Below are 13,918 nucleotides of genomic sequence, written 5' to 3'. Positions count from 1 at the left end.
TGCCCCCCGCTGCTAACAACATTCGACTGTTGCGCGCGAGCAAGACAAGCGACGTCGCCGAGAAATCATTGATCCATTCGAGCGTTCACAGTCAGGAGTCCGATGATCGGCATTCAGTGCTGGAGCGGGGGTGGCGACCGGTGAGCGAGCGTTACGTGGAATACGTGGCGGTCGATGACGTCGTTCCGGCTGCCCGCAACGCCAAGCAGCACGACACCGTAGGTATCGCCCGCAGCATCGGCCACTTTGGACTCGCCGAGCTGCCGCTCATCGACGAGCGCACCGGCCGTCTGGTCGCCGGGCACGGCCGGTATCTCCAGCTGCGCGAGTGGGCCGAGGAAGGACGCGACGCTCCGGAAGGCGTGCGGGTTGATGAGGACGGCCGCTGGCTGATGCCGGTCATCCGGGGATGGGCGTCGCGTTCGGACGATGACGCCGAGGCGTACCTGATCGCGTCGAACCAGCTGACCGTCAAAGGCGGCTGGGATGACCACCTGCTCGCGGAGATGCTGCACGATCTCGGCGAAGCGCAAATGCTGGACCTCACCGGCTACGAGGCCGACGACCTCGCAGCGCTGGAAGACGCGCTGACCGCAGACCCCGACGACGACGGAGACGGCGCGGGAGAAGCACCCTTGGACAAGGGAGACGCGCTCCGACTGGCCGGAGTGACCGTGGGCGAGCCCGACTACGACACCGAGAAAGGGCAGGTCTGGAACGTCGGCCGCCACGTCCTCGTCGTCGCCGACGTCCACAAGAGCTGGCCACTGTGGACACCGCTTCTCGGCGAAGGCGACCTGTTCTGGCCCTATCCGACGATGCTGGCGCCGTTCACGGACAAGGCCGACGCGCACCGCGTGGTGATGGTGCAGCCGTTGCCGTACCTGGCGGGGTGGCTGCTGACGAAGTGGAAGCGGATCTCTGGGGAGGAACCGGTGCTGGTGTCCACTGTGGCTTCGGGGCGTGCGGCGTGATCCGTACTGCCGGCGGAACGTTCGACCGCAGTGCCGCGCCGATCTACTTTGCCGCCGGGGATTCCTCGGCGTACCCGCGTCATCTGCTGCTCGCGGTCAACGACCTCTATCACCGTTCCCAGGAACAGCGCATGGTCCGGCTGCTGGACGAGGGACACGTGATCCTGCTCGACAGCGGGATCTTCAACCTCACCAACGAGCACAAGCGCGCCACCGGCTGCACGATGGACGAGGCACTGTCGCTACCGCCAAACGAGATCACCGGATTCGACCGGCTTTTCGACCGGTACGTCGAACTGGCCACACGGTACGAAGACCGGCTCTGGGGCTACATCGAGCTGGACCAGGGCGGCCGGGCCAACAAGATCCGCACCCGCCAACGACTCCACGGCCTCGGGTTGAACCCCATCCCGGTCTACCACCCGCTCAATGACGGGTGGGACTACTTCGATGACCTCGCCCGCGGTTACGACCGCCTGTGCTTCGGCAACATCGTCCAGGCCAACCACCCGACGCGTATCCGGCTGCTGCACACGATGTGGGAACGACGTCGCCAGTACCCGGACCTGTGGGTTCACGTGCTCGGGCTGTCCGCCTGCGAATGGTGCCTGCCGTGCCCGCCGGACTCCTGCGACTCGTCGTCCTGGCTGAACAGCCTCCGGTACCCGTCGGTGCGCACCGAGTCCGCCGCGCTCCGGCGCCTCGGCGAGATGGGCCACCGCTTCCTCTACGGGCCGGGCGGAAACCGGGACGAGGCGTGCCAGATGCACGCCGACGTCATGGACCACACCAACCAGGTCTGGCAGGCACTCGACGCCTTGCACACCGAACTCGGCGCCCCGGCGCACCCCGAACGCAACCCCAGTGAAGGCGAGCTGATGCCGTCGTGACCGAGACCGTGACCGTGTGGACCACCGTGACCGCCCCCGGTTTCCACCGCTGGCCCGCCGCTACCGGGCTCCGGTCCTATCTGGCCGACCGGCACCGGCACCTGTTCCACATCACCGCGCACGTCGCCGTCGAGCACAACGACCGGTACCTCGAGTTCCACGACCTGCAAGACGTCATCCGGGCGTGGTGGGGGGCGGGTGCCCGTGAGTGTGGTTCCGCGAGCTGTGAAGACCTCGCCCAGGACCTATGGAACGTCCTGGAAGACGGCTATCAGCTGAGCCCCGTGCGGATCGAGGTGTCCGAGGACGGCGAGTCCGGCGCGGCCCTGACGGCGGTGGACTGAATGGACAGCGGCACCGCCACCGTGACGATCGACCACAACTTCGAGACCGCTCACCGGCTCCCGCACCTGCCCGGCAAATGTGTCTCGCTGCACGGGCATTCGTGGTGGGCCGAGATCACGGTCTCCGCGCCCGCCCTGGACGAGGCCGGGATGGTGGTCGAGTTCGGCCAGTTCAAGAAGGCCGTGCGCGGCTGGATCGATCAGCACTTCGACCACGGCGTCCTCCTCGGGCCGGACGACCCGCTCGTCCAGCCACTCCGGACAGAGGGCTGCAAAGTCTACGTGATGCCCGGCTGGCCGACCGTCGAAGCCGTCGCCCACCACCTCGCCGAGATCACCGTGGCCCTGCTGGCCGACGTCCCGCACGCTGCCGGGACCCGCGTGACCGCCGTCGACGTCCGCGAAACCCACGTGAACCGGGCCGGATGGAGGGCAGCGTCATGACGTACACCGAGGCACCGGCCACAACGGACACACTCGTGGTCTCCGAGGTGTTCGGCCCCACCATCCAGGGAGAAGGCCCGACCACCGGTCGCCGCGCGAGCTTCGTCCGGCTCGGGGGCTGCAACCTCTCCTGCTCGTGGTGCGACACCGCCTACACCTGGGACAGCTCCCGCTACGACTTGCGCGCCGAGCTGCGGCGCCTGCCCGTCGACGCGATCGCCGCGCGGGCTCTCGCCGGCAGTCCCGGCCTGGTCATCATCTCCGGTGGTGAGCCGCTGATGCACCAGCACCAGCCCGGATGGACAGTCCTGCTCGACACGCTCACGGACGCCGGGGCCGATATCGAGGTCGAGACCAACGGCACGATCGCGCCCACCGCCGACACTCTCGCCTCCGGCGCACGGTTCAACTGCTCCCCGAAGCTGACGCACTCCGGTGACCCTATGGAGAAGCGGATCCGCCCGGAAGCGCTCGCCGCCCTGGTCGCGTCGGGACGCGCGGTCTTCAAGTTCGTGTGCACGACGGCGGCCGATGTGGACGAAGCTGCCGAGCTGGCCCACAGCTACGGCATCCCGCCCACGTCGGTGTGGATCTCGCCGGAGGGCACCGAGATCGATCAGGTCGTGTTCCACGGCAAGGCTGTGGCCGAACCCGCGATCGATCACGGCTTCAACGTCGGTACCCGGCTGCACGCCCTGCTGTGGGGGAAGGAAAGACGACGATGAGCACCGACGCCCTGATCTCCGGTATCCGCTCGTGGCTGAGCGACCGCGGGCTTGATCCCGATGACCCGAACCTGGCCGACACCCCCGCGCGGGTCGCGCGCGCCTGGAACGAACTCACTTCCGGCTACGGGCACGACCCGGCCGAGCTGCTGGCACGGACGTTCCCCGTCGACCGGGCCGACGGCCTGATCGCCGTCACCGGAGTCTCGTTCACCTCGGTCTGCGCCCACCACCTGATGCCCTTCACCGGCACCGCGACGATCGCGTACCTGCCGGTCGCGGGCGCGCCGGTCGTCGGGCTCTCGAAACTCCCGCGCCTGCTCGACGCGTTCGCCCACCGGCTCCAGGTCCAGGAACAGCTGACCTGGCAAATCACCGATGCCCTCGACGCGCACCTCAAGACCGAGGGCTCTGCGTGCTTGGTTCGCGCCGAGCACGGATGCATGACACAACGCGGCATCCGCAAGCAGGGCGCGTCGATGGTGACCACCAGCCTGACCGGCCGCTTCGCCACGGACGCCGAGCTGCGCGACCAGCTCTGGGAGATGCACCGGGGAGGCTGATCACGTGGGCCGACGCGGAGTACCGCCCAAGCCGACCGCCCTGCGCATCATCGAAGGCGACAAGCACACCGAGCGGTACAACCACCACGAGCCCATCCCGCGCTCGGGGCGTCCGGAGTGTCCGGACGATGTGGCCGACGCGGTCCGGGAGATCTGGGACTACACGGTGTCCGAGCTGGACGCGATGGGCATCGCCCACCCCTGCGACCGGGACACCCTGCTCGTCTACTGCGAAGCCGTGGTCGCGCACCGCCGCGCCTCGGCGCTCGTGGCCAAAAGCGGCGTCCTGCAGAAAGGACTCCACGGCGGCTTCGTGCGTAACCCCGCGCTGATCATCCAGCGGGATTCTGCGCACGTGATCAGGGCTTTCGCGCAGGAGTTCGGGCTCACCCCGTCCGCGCGGACCCGGATCGAGCAGAAGGACGGGGCCGGCAGTGGCGACGCAGGCAACCCGTTCGCGGGCGCGGGCTAAGCGCGCACCAAGCCGAGCCACGTTGGACCGCCTCCGGATCTCCCCAGAGGTCGGCTGGTACCTGCACTCGCGAGGTATCCCGCTCCCGGACTGCCCGCCCACCATCAAGACCCCGGAGGGCAGTGTCCGGCGCGGCGCCCGGTTCGATCCGGCCCGTGTGGACCGGGTGCTCGACGTCTTCTCCCGGCTGCGCCACACGCAAGGGAAGTGGGCCGGACAGCCGCTCCGCCCCGACCCGTGGCAGGTCGCCTACGTCCTGGCCCCCGTGTTCGGCTGGGTGTACCGCGACTCCGACGGCGACTGGGTTCGCGTCACCCGCCGCGTGTACGTCGACGTCCCCCGCAAGAACGGCAAGACCACGCTCTCCGGCGGCTTCGCCACCTACCTCACCTGCGCCGACCACGAGCAGGGCGCACAGGTCTACGCCGTCGCGTCCGGCAGGGACCAGGCCCGGTTCTGCTTCGACCCGGTCCGCCAGCTCGCCCAGAAGTCCCCGGCGCTCTCGCCGTATGTGAAGGCGTTGCAGAGCCGGATCATTCACCAGCCCACCGGCTCCTACTTCGCCGTCGTGTCCAAGATGGCCGATCTGCTCCACGGCGCGAACGTGCACGGCGCGATCATCGACGAGCTTCACGTCCACAAGACCGCGGACCTCGTGGAAGCCGTCGAGACCGGAACCGGCTCCCGGACACAGCCGCTCGTCTTCACCATCACCACCGCCGACGACGGCCGGACGACCACCATCTACGCCCGCCGCCGGCACTACGTCGAGCAGATCGCACGCGGAGCCCTGCGCGACCCGTCGATGTACGGGGTCGTGTGGGCGGCCGATGTGGACGACGACCCGTTCGCCGAGTCCACCTGGAAGAAGGCCAACCCCGGATACGGCATCTCGCCGTCGAAGTCCTACCTGGAGAATGCCGCTAAAGAGGCCCGCAACTCCCCGGTCGACCTCGCGAAGTTCCTGCGCCTGCACCTGGGAATCCGCACCCGCCAGCAGACCCGCTACCTCGACCTCGACGTCTGGGACCGCAACGCCTCCATCGTGGACGAACAGCGCCTCGCCGGGGGCAGCTGCTACGGCGGGCTCGACCTCGCCTCCACCAGCGACCTGTGCGCCCTGTGCTGGTGCTTCCCCGACGGCACCGGCGGCCACGACCTGATCTGGCGCCTGTGGTGCCCAGAACGAGCCCTGGAAGCCCTGGACCGCCGCACAGCGGGACAGGCGTCCGCATGGGCTCAACGTGGCCTGCTCACCGTGACCCCCGGCGACGTCGCCGACTACGACTACATCCGCGCCCAGATCAACGCCGACCGCGAAACGTTCCTCGTCCGCGAGATCGCCTACGACCCCTGGAACGCCTCCCAGCTGGTGACCGACCTCCTCGGCGACGGCGTGCCCATGGCGAAGATGCGCCAGGGCTTCGCCACTATGTCCAGCCCCACCAAGGAATTCCAGCGCCTCGCCCTCGAAGGAACCGCCGACGTGCCCCGGCTCCGGCACGGCGGGAACCCCGCGCTCCGCTGGCAAGTCGACAACCTCGCCGTCGAGATGGACGCGGCCGGAAACGTCAAGCCCAGCAAGCGAAACTCCGGCGACAAGATCGACGGCGTTGTTGCAGCGATCATGGCCCTCGACCGCGCCGTCCATTACACCCCGCCCCGCCGCAGCGCCTACGACGACGGCGACCTCGAAATCGTGTAGGGGGTCGGGTCAATGCCGCTGCTGGTGGTGGTCCTCTCCTCAATCGTCGCTGTCCTCGTGGCGGTCGTGATCTGGTATGGCGTCGAGGAAATCCGGACCCGTTGCACACTGTCTCGTCGCCGGGTCGTGGTGAACTTGGTGGACGACCAGGCCGTCACGGGTGTCCTGTGGCTCACTCACCGGCGGCTCGTCGTCCTGCGGTCCGCCTCGCTCGTCCAGCCTGGCCGGGAGCCCGTCCGGATGGACGGTGACGTGGTGATCGAACGCGACCGGATCAACTGGGTCCAGATCGCGGGGTCCTGATGGCTTTCGTGGTGTCCCAAGGGATTCTCGAATCGGTCCACCAGTACCAGACCGCGACGATCCCCGTCGGTGGCGCTGTGTCCCTCGCCGACGGTCTCGCGCAGGACTACGCCACGATCTGGAAGACGCAGCCGCAAGTGCGGACCGTCGTCTCGTTCCTGGCGCGCAACATCTCCCAACTCGGCCTGCACGTGTTCCGCCGGCAGTCCGAGGTGGACCGCACGCGGGTGACCGACCATCCGATCGCGACCTTGCTGTCCCGCCCGAACTCGTTCACCACTCGGTACCGGCTGATCGAGGCCCTAGTGTCGGACCTCGCGATCTACGACAACGCGATTCTGGCCAAAGTGGACGGCGTCGGGCTCGTCCGGCTGGATCCGCGGTTCGTCACCCCGATCTCCAGCAGCCAATTCGCGGTCGAGACCTACCGGTACCGGGGAACCACGGGACACCGCGACATTCCCGCCTCCCAGGTCGTTCACTTCCGGGGATACAACCCGGTCGACATTCGCTGGGGCTGCTCGCCGATGGAGACCCTGCGGCGGATCCTGAGCGAGGAGTTCGAGGCCGCCCGGTACCGCGAACAGCTCTGGCGCAACGGCGCCCGGCTCGCTGGCTACCTCAGAAGGCCGCTGGACGCGCCGGACTGGGGCGAGAACGCCCGCGAGCGGTTTCGCCGGTCGTGGCAGGAGCAGTACACCGGCGGCGGGGCGAGGGCGGGCGGCACACCGATCCTTGAGGACGGCATGGAATGGGTGTCCGCGTCGGTGACACCGGAAGCCGCGCAGTACATCGAAGCCCGCAAACTCACGCGGGAAGAGGTAGCCAGCGCGTACCACATCCCGCTACCTATGGTCGGAATCCTGGACCACGCGACCTACAGCAACATCCAGGAACAGCACCGGAACCTGTATCAGGACACGCTCGGACCGTGGCTGACCATGATCACCGAAGAATTCGGCCTGCAACTTCTCCCGGATTTCCCGGAATCCCAAGACCTCTACCTCGAATTCAACCTCGCCGAGAAGTTACGTGGCTCGTTCGAGGAACAGGCAGCCCAGCTCCAGACCAGCGTCGGAGCGCCGTGGATGACCCGCAACGAGGCTCGCGCCCGCGTGAACCTCCCTCAGGTCGAGGGCGGCGACGAGCTGGTCACCCCGCTGAACGTGCTGACCGGCGGCCAATCCTCGCCGACCGACAGCGCACCCGAACCCAAAGCCGTGCTCGCCGCTGCCACGAGACTCCAGGAGGGCGCCGCGTAATGAAGAAGACGAAGACCTGCCCGGTCCGGATCAAGGCGGCCGGAGAACAAGACGGCACCGAAGACGGCGTTTTCGAGGCCATTGTGGCCGCCTACAACGTGGACAGCGTCGGGGACAAGATCGTGCCCGGAGCGTTCGCCGACACCCTCGCCGAGTGGAAAGCCTCCGGGGACCCGATCCCCGTCCTGTGGTCGCACATGTCCCACGACCCGGACTACCACATCGGCTACGTCGAGGACGCCGAGGAACGGGAAGAGGGCCTGTGGGTCCGCGCCCGTATCGACCTCGACGAGCCGAAGGCGGGCAAGATCTACCGCCTGCTGAAAGGCCGCCGGGTCCGGCAGTTCTCGTTCGCCTACGACATTCAAGAGGGCGGCTGGATCGACAAGACCAGCGACGAGGACGGCGACGAAAGCTACTACGAACTACGCAAACTCAAGCTCTACGAGGTCGGCCCCACCCTGATCGGCGCGAACCAGGACACCGAGCTGCTGACCGTGAAGACCCCGCCCGCCCCGGCCCAGCCCGACGCCCTACCCGCGAAGGCGGATCTGGCACTGTCGAAGAAGAACACGACCGACCTCCGTGCGGCCCTGGCGAAGATCGCCGACGGGGCCGCCGCCCTCGAATCAGTGCTGTCCAGCTTGGACAGCGACGACGAGGACGAGGACGACAAGACCGCGACCTCCATTGAGGTCTCCCGGCCCGATCCGCCGGCACCAGCCGACGCGGCACCGTCCACGGAGGCCAGCTCGGTCCGCTTGCGGGCCTCGCTGGCTCTGCTGGACGCCGAGTCGTAGCCGCTCACCGCCCCACCCATCCGAAAAGCCTGACGTACCACGGCCACGCCCGACCCCGCCCGCGCTCCCGTCGTCTCGACGGTGAGCGCCAGCTCGGCACGGGAACCGCCTCTCTTCGTCTGCGCGTGCGCACGAACTGAGGACTTCCCTTGAGTGACAAGATTTCCCAGCTCACCGACGAGCTGAAGAAGCACCTGAACGACGCGAAGACCCTCGCGGCGAAAGCCGAAGAGGAATCGCGCGACTTCACCGATGACGAGCGGACCGCGGTCACAGCCGCGATGAGCAAGGCCCAGGACGCCAAGCGAGCGCTGGACGCCGCGAAGGCCGACAACGCGGTCCGCGACGCCATCCAGGATCTCGGCGACGCCGTGGGCCTGGCCGACGCGCAAGCCGAGGAGAAGACCCGCCGCGAGCAGGCCGCCCGCGACGGCTACACGGGCACCCGGACCAGCATCGGCGAAACGTTCGTCACCTCCGAGCAATACAAGGACATGCTCCGGTCCGCGCCGAACGGAATGTTCGCCAAGGACATGCGCGTCCAGAGCCGCCCGCTCGGGGTCAAGGAGCTCGTCACCGGCCTGAGCCCCACCTCGGGCGGCGCGCTCCGCACCGAGGACTACCGGGGTGTCCTGGTCGGTCCCGAGCAGTTCTTCCGGCCCTTGACACTGCGACAGCTCGTCACCGGCGGTACCACGACCTCCGACCAGGTCGAGTACGCCCGCATCACCGGCTGGTCCAACAGGGCCGCCCCGGTCCCGGAGGCCACCACCTCGGCCCCCGTGGGCTCGGGCGACCCGGCGGTCACACCCGCCCAGGCAGGGGTGAAACCCGAGTCGGGGTTCTCCACGGTCCGGGTCACCACGCCCGTGCGGACCATCGCCCACTGGATGCCCGTCACCAAGAGGGCTCTGTCCGACGCCGCGCAGGTCCGGACCCTCATCGACAACTTCCTCGAGGTAGGGCTTGAGGAAGAACTGGAAGACCAGATGATCGCCGGAACGGGCGTCGGCGAGGACTTCGAGGGACTGGCCCATGTGTCCGGTACCCAGACACAGCCCGCCGTCGCCGACCCGGCCGGGAAGCCTCCGGGGTTCGGCAAGCTCCTCGCGGTCCGGCGCGCGAAGACGAAGGTCCGGATCGCGGGCCGCTCAGTCGCCAACGGCGTCGTCATCCACCCGCTGGACCTCGAAGCCATGGACGAGATCTCGGACATGGACGGAAGGTTCTACTTCGGCGGCCCAGCAGGGACGAACGGCACCTCGCCGTTGTGGGGCCTGCCGGTCATCGAGTCCGAAGCCGCCACACCGGGACAGGCGTGGGTCGGTGACTTCCGCAAGGCCATCTTGTGGGACCGCCAGCAGGCGTCGGTGACCGTGACTGACAGCCACGCGGACTTCTTCGTCCGCAACCTCGCGGCCATCTTGGCTGAGATGCGCGCAGCGTTCGGCATCGTCCAGCCGTCCGCGTTCTGCAAGGTCACCCTCGTCTGATGCTCGGCGACGTCGGTTGTCCCGTCTGCGGAAGCCGCGACTTCTCTTGCGGGACAACCACGTCGACCACCGGCGTAGATGAGCGAACAGGAGAGGCGCCAGCCATGGCAGAGCTACGCGAGTACCGAGTGACCGTCAACGGCCACCCGACCGTCATGAATCTGACCGAGGAGGACGCCACCCGGCTCGGCGGCGTCCTCCTCGACCCCGACCCCAGCCCTGAGCCCGAGGCCGAACCCGGAGCCAAGCAGCGCGCCGACCCGCCGAACAAGGCTCGCGCGATCCGGAACAAGGATGGCGAGTAGCCGGGATGGACTCGCTTACCGCAGCGCAGCAGACGCGGGTGTCCTGTGTGGCCGCCGCCGCACGAGTGCTGGATGAACAGCCGCTCGTGGACGACCTGCTCATGATCCCGCGGTTCATCGAGACCTGCGACGTGGCCGGGACTTCCGCCGGCAGTAGCTATTCGCCGCTTCCTGCCGATGTTCTTTGGCCTCGACGTACCACGCGCACCTGGCATGGAGGAGGACGACGATGCCTCTTCCGCCGCTTGCCGACGTCGAGGTCCTGGCCCGCTGGATGAACCGGCCCGCCGATGACCACGCTGTACGGGACGCACTGACCGCCGCGTCAGCACGGTTCCGGGGCGAGGTGCGTCATCCCGTGTCGCGTGTGGCCGATGACGAGGTACGGCTCGACGGGCACGGCGGCACCGTGCTGGCACTGCCCGCCGCCCCCGTCGTGGCGGTGAGCCTGGTCGAGGTCCAGGGAACCCGTGTCACGGATTTCGCCTGGTCACGAGTCGGGCTGCTGCGCCGCAGGCACGGTTGGCCGGACGAATTGGACTCCGTCCGCGTCGTCTACACCCATGGGTACGAGCCCATCCCGGAGGACATTTCGGAGGCGGTCATCGGCGAAGCCCGCTACCTGCTCACCGTCCAACCGGGCGTGACCTCGATGACCGTGGGCGGCGAGTCCGTGGCGTTCGCCAGCCCGGCCGCGACGATGCCACTGGCCTGGACACGGGCGGTGGACCGGTACCAGCTCCACCGCGGGGACCTGCCGTGATCTTCGGCGACACCATCACGATCATCCGTCCCGCGATCGGCCGGGACCGGTACGGCTCCGACGTCCTGGACTACGACGCCGGCACTCGCACGGTCGTGACGGGGGTGTGCGTCCAGCCGCGTTCGTCCACGGAGGCCACCAGCGCCTCACGGGACACAAGCGACGCCCGCTCGATGGTCACCACGGGGTGGCGGATCTACACCCCGGCGGGCTTGGACCTCGACGTGACCCCGGTCGACCGGATCGCATGGGCGGGCCGGACCTGCGAGGTTGTCGGCGAAATCGCCCGTTGGCCCCATCCGATCCGCCCCGGCGCGGTGCACCACTGCGAAGTCGACATCGAGAAGGTGACTGGCTGATGGCTCTTACAAACCGCGAGTTCCGCGCACTCATGCGCCTTCCTGGGCTGCGCGCCCGACTGCGCGGCGTCGCCGACGGAGTCGCCGCTCGGACCCGCGCGAACCTCGCCGCCGCCAGGGTCGACGCCGAGGTGACCGTGGAGGAAGGCATCCGGCCGAGGGGACGCAGCTACGCACGCGTGATCCACGACGACCCGTTCGGCGAGTTCGGCACGAAAGACGTTCCCCGCCATCGCGCGCTCGGCCGTGCGATCGGCGGCAAGTAGAAGGAGGTTCCCGTGGCCCGAGTGATCATCGCGTTCCACCACGACCACACCCAGGTCGGCAAGACCGTGACCGTGGACGACGACCAGGCCGTGACCATGGTCGCCGAAGGCCGCGCCCGCTTCGCAGACGACAGTGACGAGGCTGTTCAGATCAACGCCGTCCGCAAGCCCGCGCCCAAGGCCATCGGCGAGAAGTGAGCGACGTCGAGGCCCTGGTCGTGAGCTGGCTCGCCGGGCGCCTCGACGGAACCCGCGTCGTCGCCGAGCTGCCCGCCGAGTTCGAACGGCACCTCCCGGTAGTCCAGGTCACCGCCCTGCCGGGACCGAAGGACACGCGCCCGTGGAACCACCGGCATCCGCTGCTGTGGCGCCCGCGTGTGGACGTCGACGTGTTCGCCACGTCCCGAGCCGCCGCGTTCGACTTGGCGTCCACTGTGGCCGGGCACTTGCACGAGCTGACCGGGCAGGGCAGCCCGTGGGGGCACGTTTCCGCCGTAGCCGAACCGGCTGGTCCGGCGTGGCGACCCGACTACAACACGGCGGTCCGCCGATGTGGGCTGACCGTCGAACTCACTCTCCGGGCCGACTAGCCCGCCAAGAACCGCCCCGCTCTTTCGTACGCCAGGGGACTCCGCAACCACAAGGGAGAAACCCGTGGCATTGAACAGCACCCTCGCGCGCCTGGGTGTGACCGGAGCGCTCTACGTCGGCGCGGTGGGGACGACGGCGCCGAGCGCGACCACCCTCGGGCCGTGGGCGCCCGCGATGCGCGACCTCGGCTATATCAGCGATGACGGCATCGTCGAGGGCGTCGATGAGGACAAGGAGGAGTTCGTGCCGTGGCAGAGCGCGACTCCGATCCGCTCGGAGATCACCAAGGCGACGCAGACGTATCAGGCCACGCTCTGGGAGAGCAAGTTCGACACGATCTCGCTGTACTACCGGGTCGGCCAGGAGGACATGACACAGACCGGCACAGGTGCCGACGCGGTCATTTCCTTCATGGACAAGGGAAAGCCGAAGCGGGATCTGCGGTGCTTCGGGATCGACGTCATCGACGGCGCCTACCACCGCCGGGTCTTCCTGCCCCTGGCCGAGGTGACCGAGCGCGGCGAACTCACCTACAAGTCCGACACCCTGATCGGCTACGAGGTCACGATCACCGCCTACCCCGGCTCTGACGGCTACTCCGCACTGCGGGTCTTCAAGGAGGGCTGGGAACTTCCCACGCCGTCGTGACCCCTCTCCAGCGGGGGCCGATGTGGACAACTGGTGAGCGGTCCACATCGGCTCCCTTTCTCTTGCTCACCAACGCTCACCGGATGGAGAACCCGAGTGTCCACCATTGACATGGACGCGATCCTCGCCCAGCGCGAGGAAGCCACCGGATCCGCCGACCGTTTCAAGTTCGTGTTCAAGGGCAAGGACTGGGTCTGCATGGACCCGATCACCGCCGACGACGACTGGAAAGACGGCTTGCTCGATCTGGACACCGACGTCGAGGTAGCCGAGTACTACCTCGGTTCCGATCAGTACAAGACGTTTGTGAAGGAGGGTGGCCGGGCCGGATACGTGATCCTGGCCATCAACTCCTACATGCAGACGATGCGGCAGGAACAGGAGGACGGGCGCCCTACACGGCGGCGGACCTCCTCGCCGAAGCGCCGGAAGCGATAGAGGCCGCACTGTGCGCGACCTACGCGCCGCGTAATCCGATCGCGGAGTTCTGGCGCGGGGACATCACCCTGCGCCATCTCCGGGTCTTGATCGAGCACCTGCCGCCCGATTCCGCGTTCCATCGCACGGTGCACGGGCATGCGTGGTCCGACGTCGAATACCTGCTCGCGGTCATCGCCGACCGGGTCGCCGAAGGCACGTTCGTGACTGGGCGCGGCGCTCAGATGAAGGGCCTGCACCGGCCGAAACCCGTTCCCCGCCCCGGCGACGAGCACAAAGGCCGGATCGGTGACCGGGCCGGACGCAGCGCCGAAGACGTCATCGCCTACCTCGACACCTTCAAACCGGATCGGTCCGCCGCCGCTGGCTGAGACACCCGCGGGGAGGTGTCCACAGTGGCCGAGTCCGGCGAGGTGTACTGGGTCGAGGTCCTTCCCTCGGCACGGCGCTGGGGAACCATGCTGGCCAAAGAGGCCAGTGGCGCGGGCAAGCGCGCGCGGGCGACCAGCTGTCGAAGGAACTCGATAGCGCCTCGGCGAAGGCCGGGCGGACTGCCGGCAAGAACCTGGCCGA

At 68.2% G+C, this 13,918-nt stretch carries 21 protein-coding genes; all 21 read left to right on the top strand.

Going from position 1 to position 13,918, the window contains the following annotated elements; all coding sequences use genetic code 11:
* Positions 1 to 140 precede the first annotated feature (140 nt).
* The 21 genes from ACLJRM_RS01905 to ACLJRM_RS01805 all read left to right on the top strand — a co-directional run bounded on the left by ACLJRM_RS01905 (position 141) and on the right by ACLJRM_RS01805 (position 13,716).
* Entirely contained in the window at positions 141 to 974 is an 834-nt protein-coding gene (locus ACLJRM_RS01905) for a hypothetical protein (RefSeq protein ID WP_410662031.1), read from the top strand.
* The gene (locus tag ACLJRM_RS01900) at positions 971 to 1,864 is read left to right on the top strand and encodes a hypothetical protein (RefSeq protein ID WP_410662030.1); all 894 of its coding nucleotides are present in this window, start codon (positions 971 to 973) and stop codon (positions 1,862 to 1,864) included. The genes ACLJRM_RS01905 and ACLJRM_RS01900 overlap by 4 nt, the downstream gene beginning before the upstream one ends.
* Positions 1,861 to 2,208: a hypothetical protein gene (locus ACLJRM_RS01895; protein ID WP_410662029.1), complete on the top strand. Its 348-nt coding sequence runs from the start codon at positions 1,861 to 1,863 to the stop codon at positions 2,206 to 2,208. The genes ACLJRM_RS01900 and ACLJRM_RS01895 overlap by 4 nt, the downstream gene beginning before the upstream one ends.
* Complete coding sequence (locus ACLJRM_RS01890) at positions 2,209 to 2,652, top strand: 6-pyruvoyl trahydropterin synthase family protein (RefSeq protein WP_410662028.1); 444 nt, start codon at positions 2,209 to 2,211, stop codon at positions 2,650 to 2,652.
* Positions 2,649 to 3,377: a 7-carboxy-7-deazaguanine synthase QueE gene (locus ACLJRM_RS01885; protein ID WP_410662027.1), complete on the top strand. Its 729-nt coding sequence runs from the start codon at positions 2,649 to 2,651 to the stop codon at positions 3,375 to 3,377. The genes ACLJRM_RS01890 and ACLJRM_RS01885 overlap by 4 nt, the downstream gene beginning before the upstream one ends.
* Positions 3,374 to 3,940: a GTP cyclohydrolase I gene (gene folE / locus ACLJRM_RS01880; RefSeq protein WP_410662026.1), complete on the top strand. Its 567-nt coding sequence runs from the start codon at positions 3,374 to 3,376 to the stop codon at positions 3,938 to 3,940. Before ACLJRM_RS01885 ends, folE begins: the two co-directional genes overlap by 4 nt.
* A 4-nt stretch (positions 3,941 to 3,944) precedes the next feature.
* Positions 3,945 to 4,412 (top strand): phage terminase small subunit P27 family, encoded by a 468-nt coding sequence (locus ACLJRM_RS01875; protein WP_410662025.1) that lies wholly within the window; start codon positions 3,945 to 3,947, stop codon positions 4,410 to 4,412.
* Between the two features lie 22 nt (positions 4,413 to 4,434).
* Positions 4,435 to 6,117 carry a terminase large subunit gene (locus tag ACLJRM_RS01870; RefSeq protein WP_410662024.1) on the top strand — a complete coding sequence of 561 codons (1,683 nt, stop codon included), beginning with the start codon at positions 4,435 to 4,437 and terminating at the stop codon, positions 6,115 to 6,117.
* A gap of 12 nt (positions 6,118 to 6,129) precedes the next feature.
* A complete protein-coding gene (locus tag ACLJRM_RS01865; RefSeq protein WP_410662023.1) occupies positions 6,130 to 6,420 on the top strand; it encodes a hypothetical protein in 291 nt (96 codons plus the stop codon).
* On the top strand, positions 6,420 to 7,682 hold the full coding sequence (locus ACLJRM_RS01860; RefSeq protein WP_410662022.1) for a phage portal protein: 1,263 nt from the start codon (positions 6,420 to 6,422) through the stop codon (positions 7,680 to 7,682). The genes ACLJRM_RS01865 and ACLJRM_RS01860 overlap by 1 nt, the downstream gene beginning before the upstream one ends.
* Positions 7,682 to 8,482 (top strand): HK97 family phage prohead protease, encoded by an 801-nt coding sequence (locus ACLJRM_RS01855; protein ID WP_410662021.1) that lies wholly within the window; start codon positions 7,682 to 7,684, stop codon positions 8,480 to 8,482. The genes ACLJRM_RS01860 and ACLJRM_RS01855 overlap by 1 nt, the downstream gene beginning before the upstream one ends.
* Positions 8,483 to 8,631: 149 nt before the next feature.
* Positions 8,632 to 9,975, top strand: coding sequence for a phage major capsid protein (locus ACLJRM_RS01850; protein ID WP_410662020.1), 1,344 nt, complete (start codon positions 8,632 to 8,634; stop codon positions 9,973 to 9,975).
* 104 nt (positions 9,976 to 10,079) lie between these two features.
* Complete coding sequence (locus ACLJRM_RS01845; RefSeq protein ID WP_410662019.1) at positions 10,080 to 10,280, top strand: hypothetical protein; 201 nt, start codon at positions 10,080 to 10,082, stop codon at positions 10,278 to 10,280.
* 229 nt (positions 10,281 to 10,509) lie between these two features.
* Positions 10,510 to 11,043, top strand: a complete 534-nt coding sequence (locus ACLJRM_RS01840; RefSeq protein ID WP_410662018.1) for a hypothetical protein — start codon at positions 10,510 to 10,512, stop codon at positions 11,041 to 11,043.
* On the top strand, positions 11,040 to 11,402 hold the full coding sequence (locus ACLJRM_RS01835; RefSeq protein ID WP_410662017.1) for a hypothetical protein: 363 nt from the start codon (positions 11,040 to 11,042) through the stop codon (positions 11,400 to 11,402). Before ACLJRM_RS01840 ends, ACLJRM_RS01835 begins: the two co-directional genes overlap by 4 nt.
* On the top strand, positions 11,402 to 11,668 hold the full coding sequence (locus ACLJRM_RS01830; protein WP_410662016.1) for a hypothetical protein: 267 nt from the start codon (positions 11,402 to 11,404) through the stop codon (positions 11,666 to 11,668). Before ACLJRM_RS01835 ends, ACLJRM_RS01830 begins: the two co-directional genes overlap by 1 nt.
* Positions 11,669 to 11,680: 12 nt before the next feature.
* Positions 11,681 to 11,866, top strand: a complete 186-nt coding sequence (locus tag ACLJRM_RS01825) for a hypothetical protein (protein ID WP_410662015.1) — start codon at positions 11,681 to 11,683, stop codon at positions 11,864 to 11,866.
* Positions 11,863 to 12,258 carry a hypothetical protein gene (locus tag ACLJRM_RS01820; protein WP_410662014.1) on the top strand — a complete coding sequence of 132 codons (396 nt, stop codon included), beginning with the start codon at positions 11,863 to 11,865 and terminating at the stop codon, positions 12,256 to 12,258. The genes ACLJRM_RS01825 and ACLJRM_RS01820 overlap by 4 nt, the downstream gene beginning before the upstream one ends.
* Positions 12,259 to 12,322: 64 nt before the next feature.
* The gene (locus ACLJRM_RS01815) at positions 12,323 to 12,907 is read left to right on the top strand and encodes a hypothetical protein (RefSeq protein WP_410662013.1); all 585 of its coding nucleotides are present in this window, start codon (positions 12,323 to 12,325) and stop codon (positions 12,905 to 12,907) included.
* Between the two features lie 96 nt (positions 12,908 to 13,003).
* On the top strand, positions 13,004 to 13,345 hold the full coding sequence (locus tag ACLJRM_RS01810; protein WP_410662012.1) for a hypothetical protein: 342 nt from the start codon (positions 13,004 to 13,006) through the stop codon (positions 13,343 to 13,345).
* 86 nt (positions 13,346 to 13,431) lie between these two features.
* The gene (locus ACLJRM_RS01805; protein ID WP_410662011.1) at positions 13,432 to 13,716 is read left to right on the top strand and encodes a hypothetical protein; all 285 of its coding nucleotides are present in this window, start codon (positions 13,432 to 13,434) and stop codon (positions 13,714 to 13,716) included.
* Positions 13,717 to 13,918: the final 202 nt, after the last annotated feature.

This window comes from Amycolatopsis sp. lyj-84, from assembly GCF_046549075.1.
In the GTDB taxonomy this organism is placed as follows: Bacteria; Actinomycetota; Actinomycetes; order Mycobacteriales; family Pseudonocardiaceae; genus Amycolatopsis.
The sequence above is the reverse complement of the archived record's forward strand: the minus strand, read 5'-3'. Positions and strand labels throughout refer to the sequence as shown.

Excerpts from the sequence above, each read along its gene's own strand:
- ACLJRM_RS01890 (WP_410662028.1), top strand. The coding sequence starts at position 2,209 with ATGGACAGCGGCACCGCCACCGTGACGATCGACCACAACTTCGAGACC.
- ACLJRM_RS01885 (WP_410662027.1), top strand. The coding sequence starts at position 2,649 with ATGACGTACACCGAGGCACCGGCCACAACGGACACACTCGTGGTCTCC.
- folE (WP_410662026.1), top strand. The coding sequence starts at position 3,374 with ATGAGCACCGACGCCCTGATCTCCGGTATCCGCTCGTGGCTGAGCGAC.
- ACLJRM_RS01865 (WP_410662023.1), top strand. The coding sequence starts at position 6,130 with ATGCCGCTGCTGGTGGTGGTCCTCTCCTCAATCGTCGCTGTCCTCGTG.
- ACLJRM_RS01860 (WP_410662022.1), top strand. The coding sequence starts at position 6,420 with ATGGCTTTCGTGGTGTCCCAAGGGATTCTCGAATCGGTCCACCAGTAC.
- ACLJRM_RS01855 (WP_410662021.1), top strand. The coding sequence starts at position 7,682 with ATGAAGAAGACGAAGACCTGCCCGGTCCGGATCAAGGCGGCCGGAGAA.
- ACLJRM_RS01845 (WP_410662019.1), top strand. The coding sequence starts at position 10,080 with ATGGCAGAGCTACGCGAGTACCGAGTGACCGTCAACGGCCACCCGACC.
- ACLJRM_RS01840 (WP_410662018.1), top strand. The coding sequence starts at position 10,510 with ATGCCTCTTCCGCCGCTTGCCGACGTCGAGGTCCTGGCCCGCTGGATG.
- ACLJRM_RS01830 (WP_410662016.1), top strand. The coding sequence starts at position 11,402 with ATGGCTCTTACAAACCGCGAGTTCCGCGCACTCATGCGCCTTCCTGGG.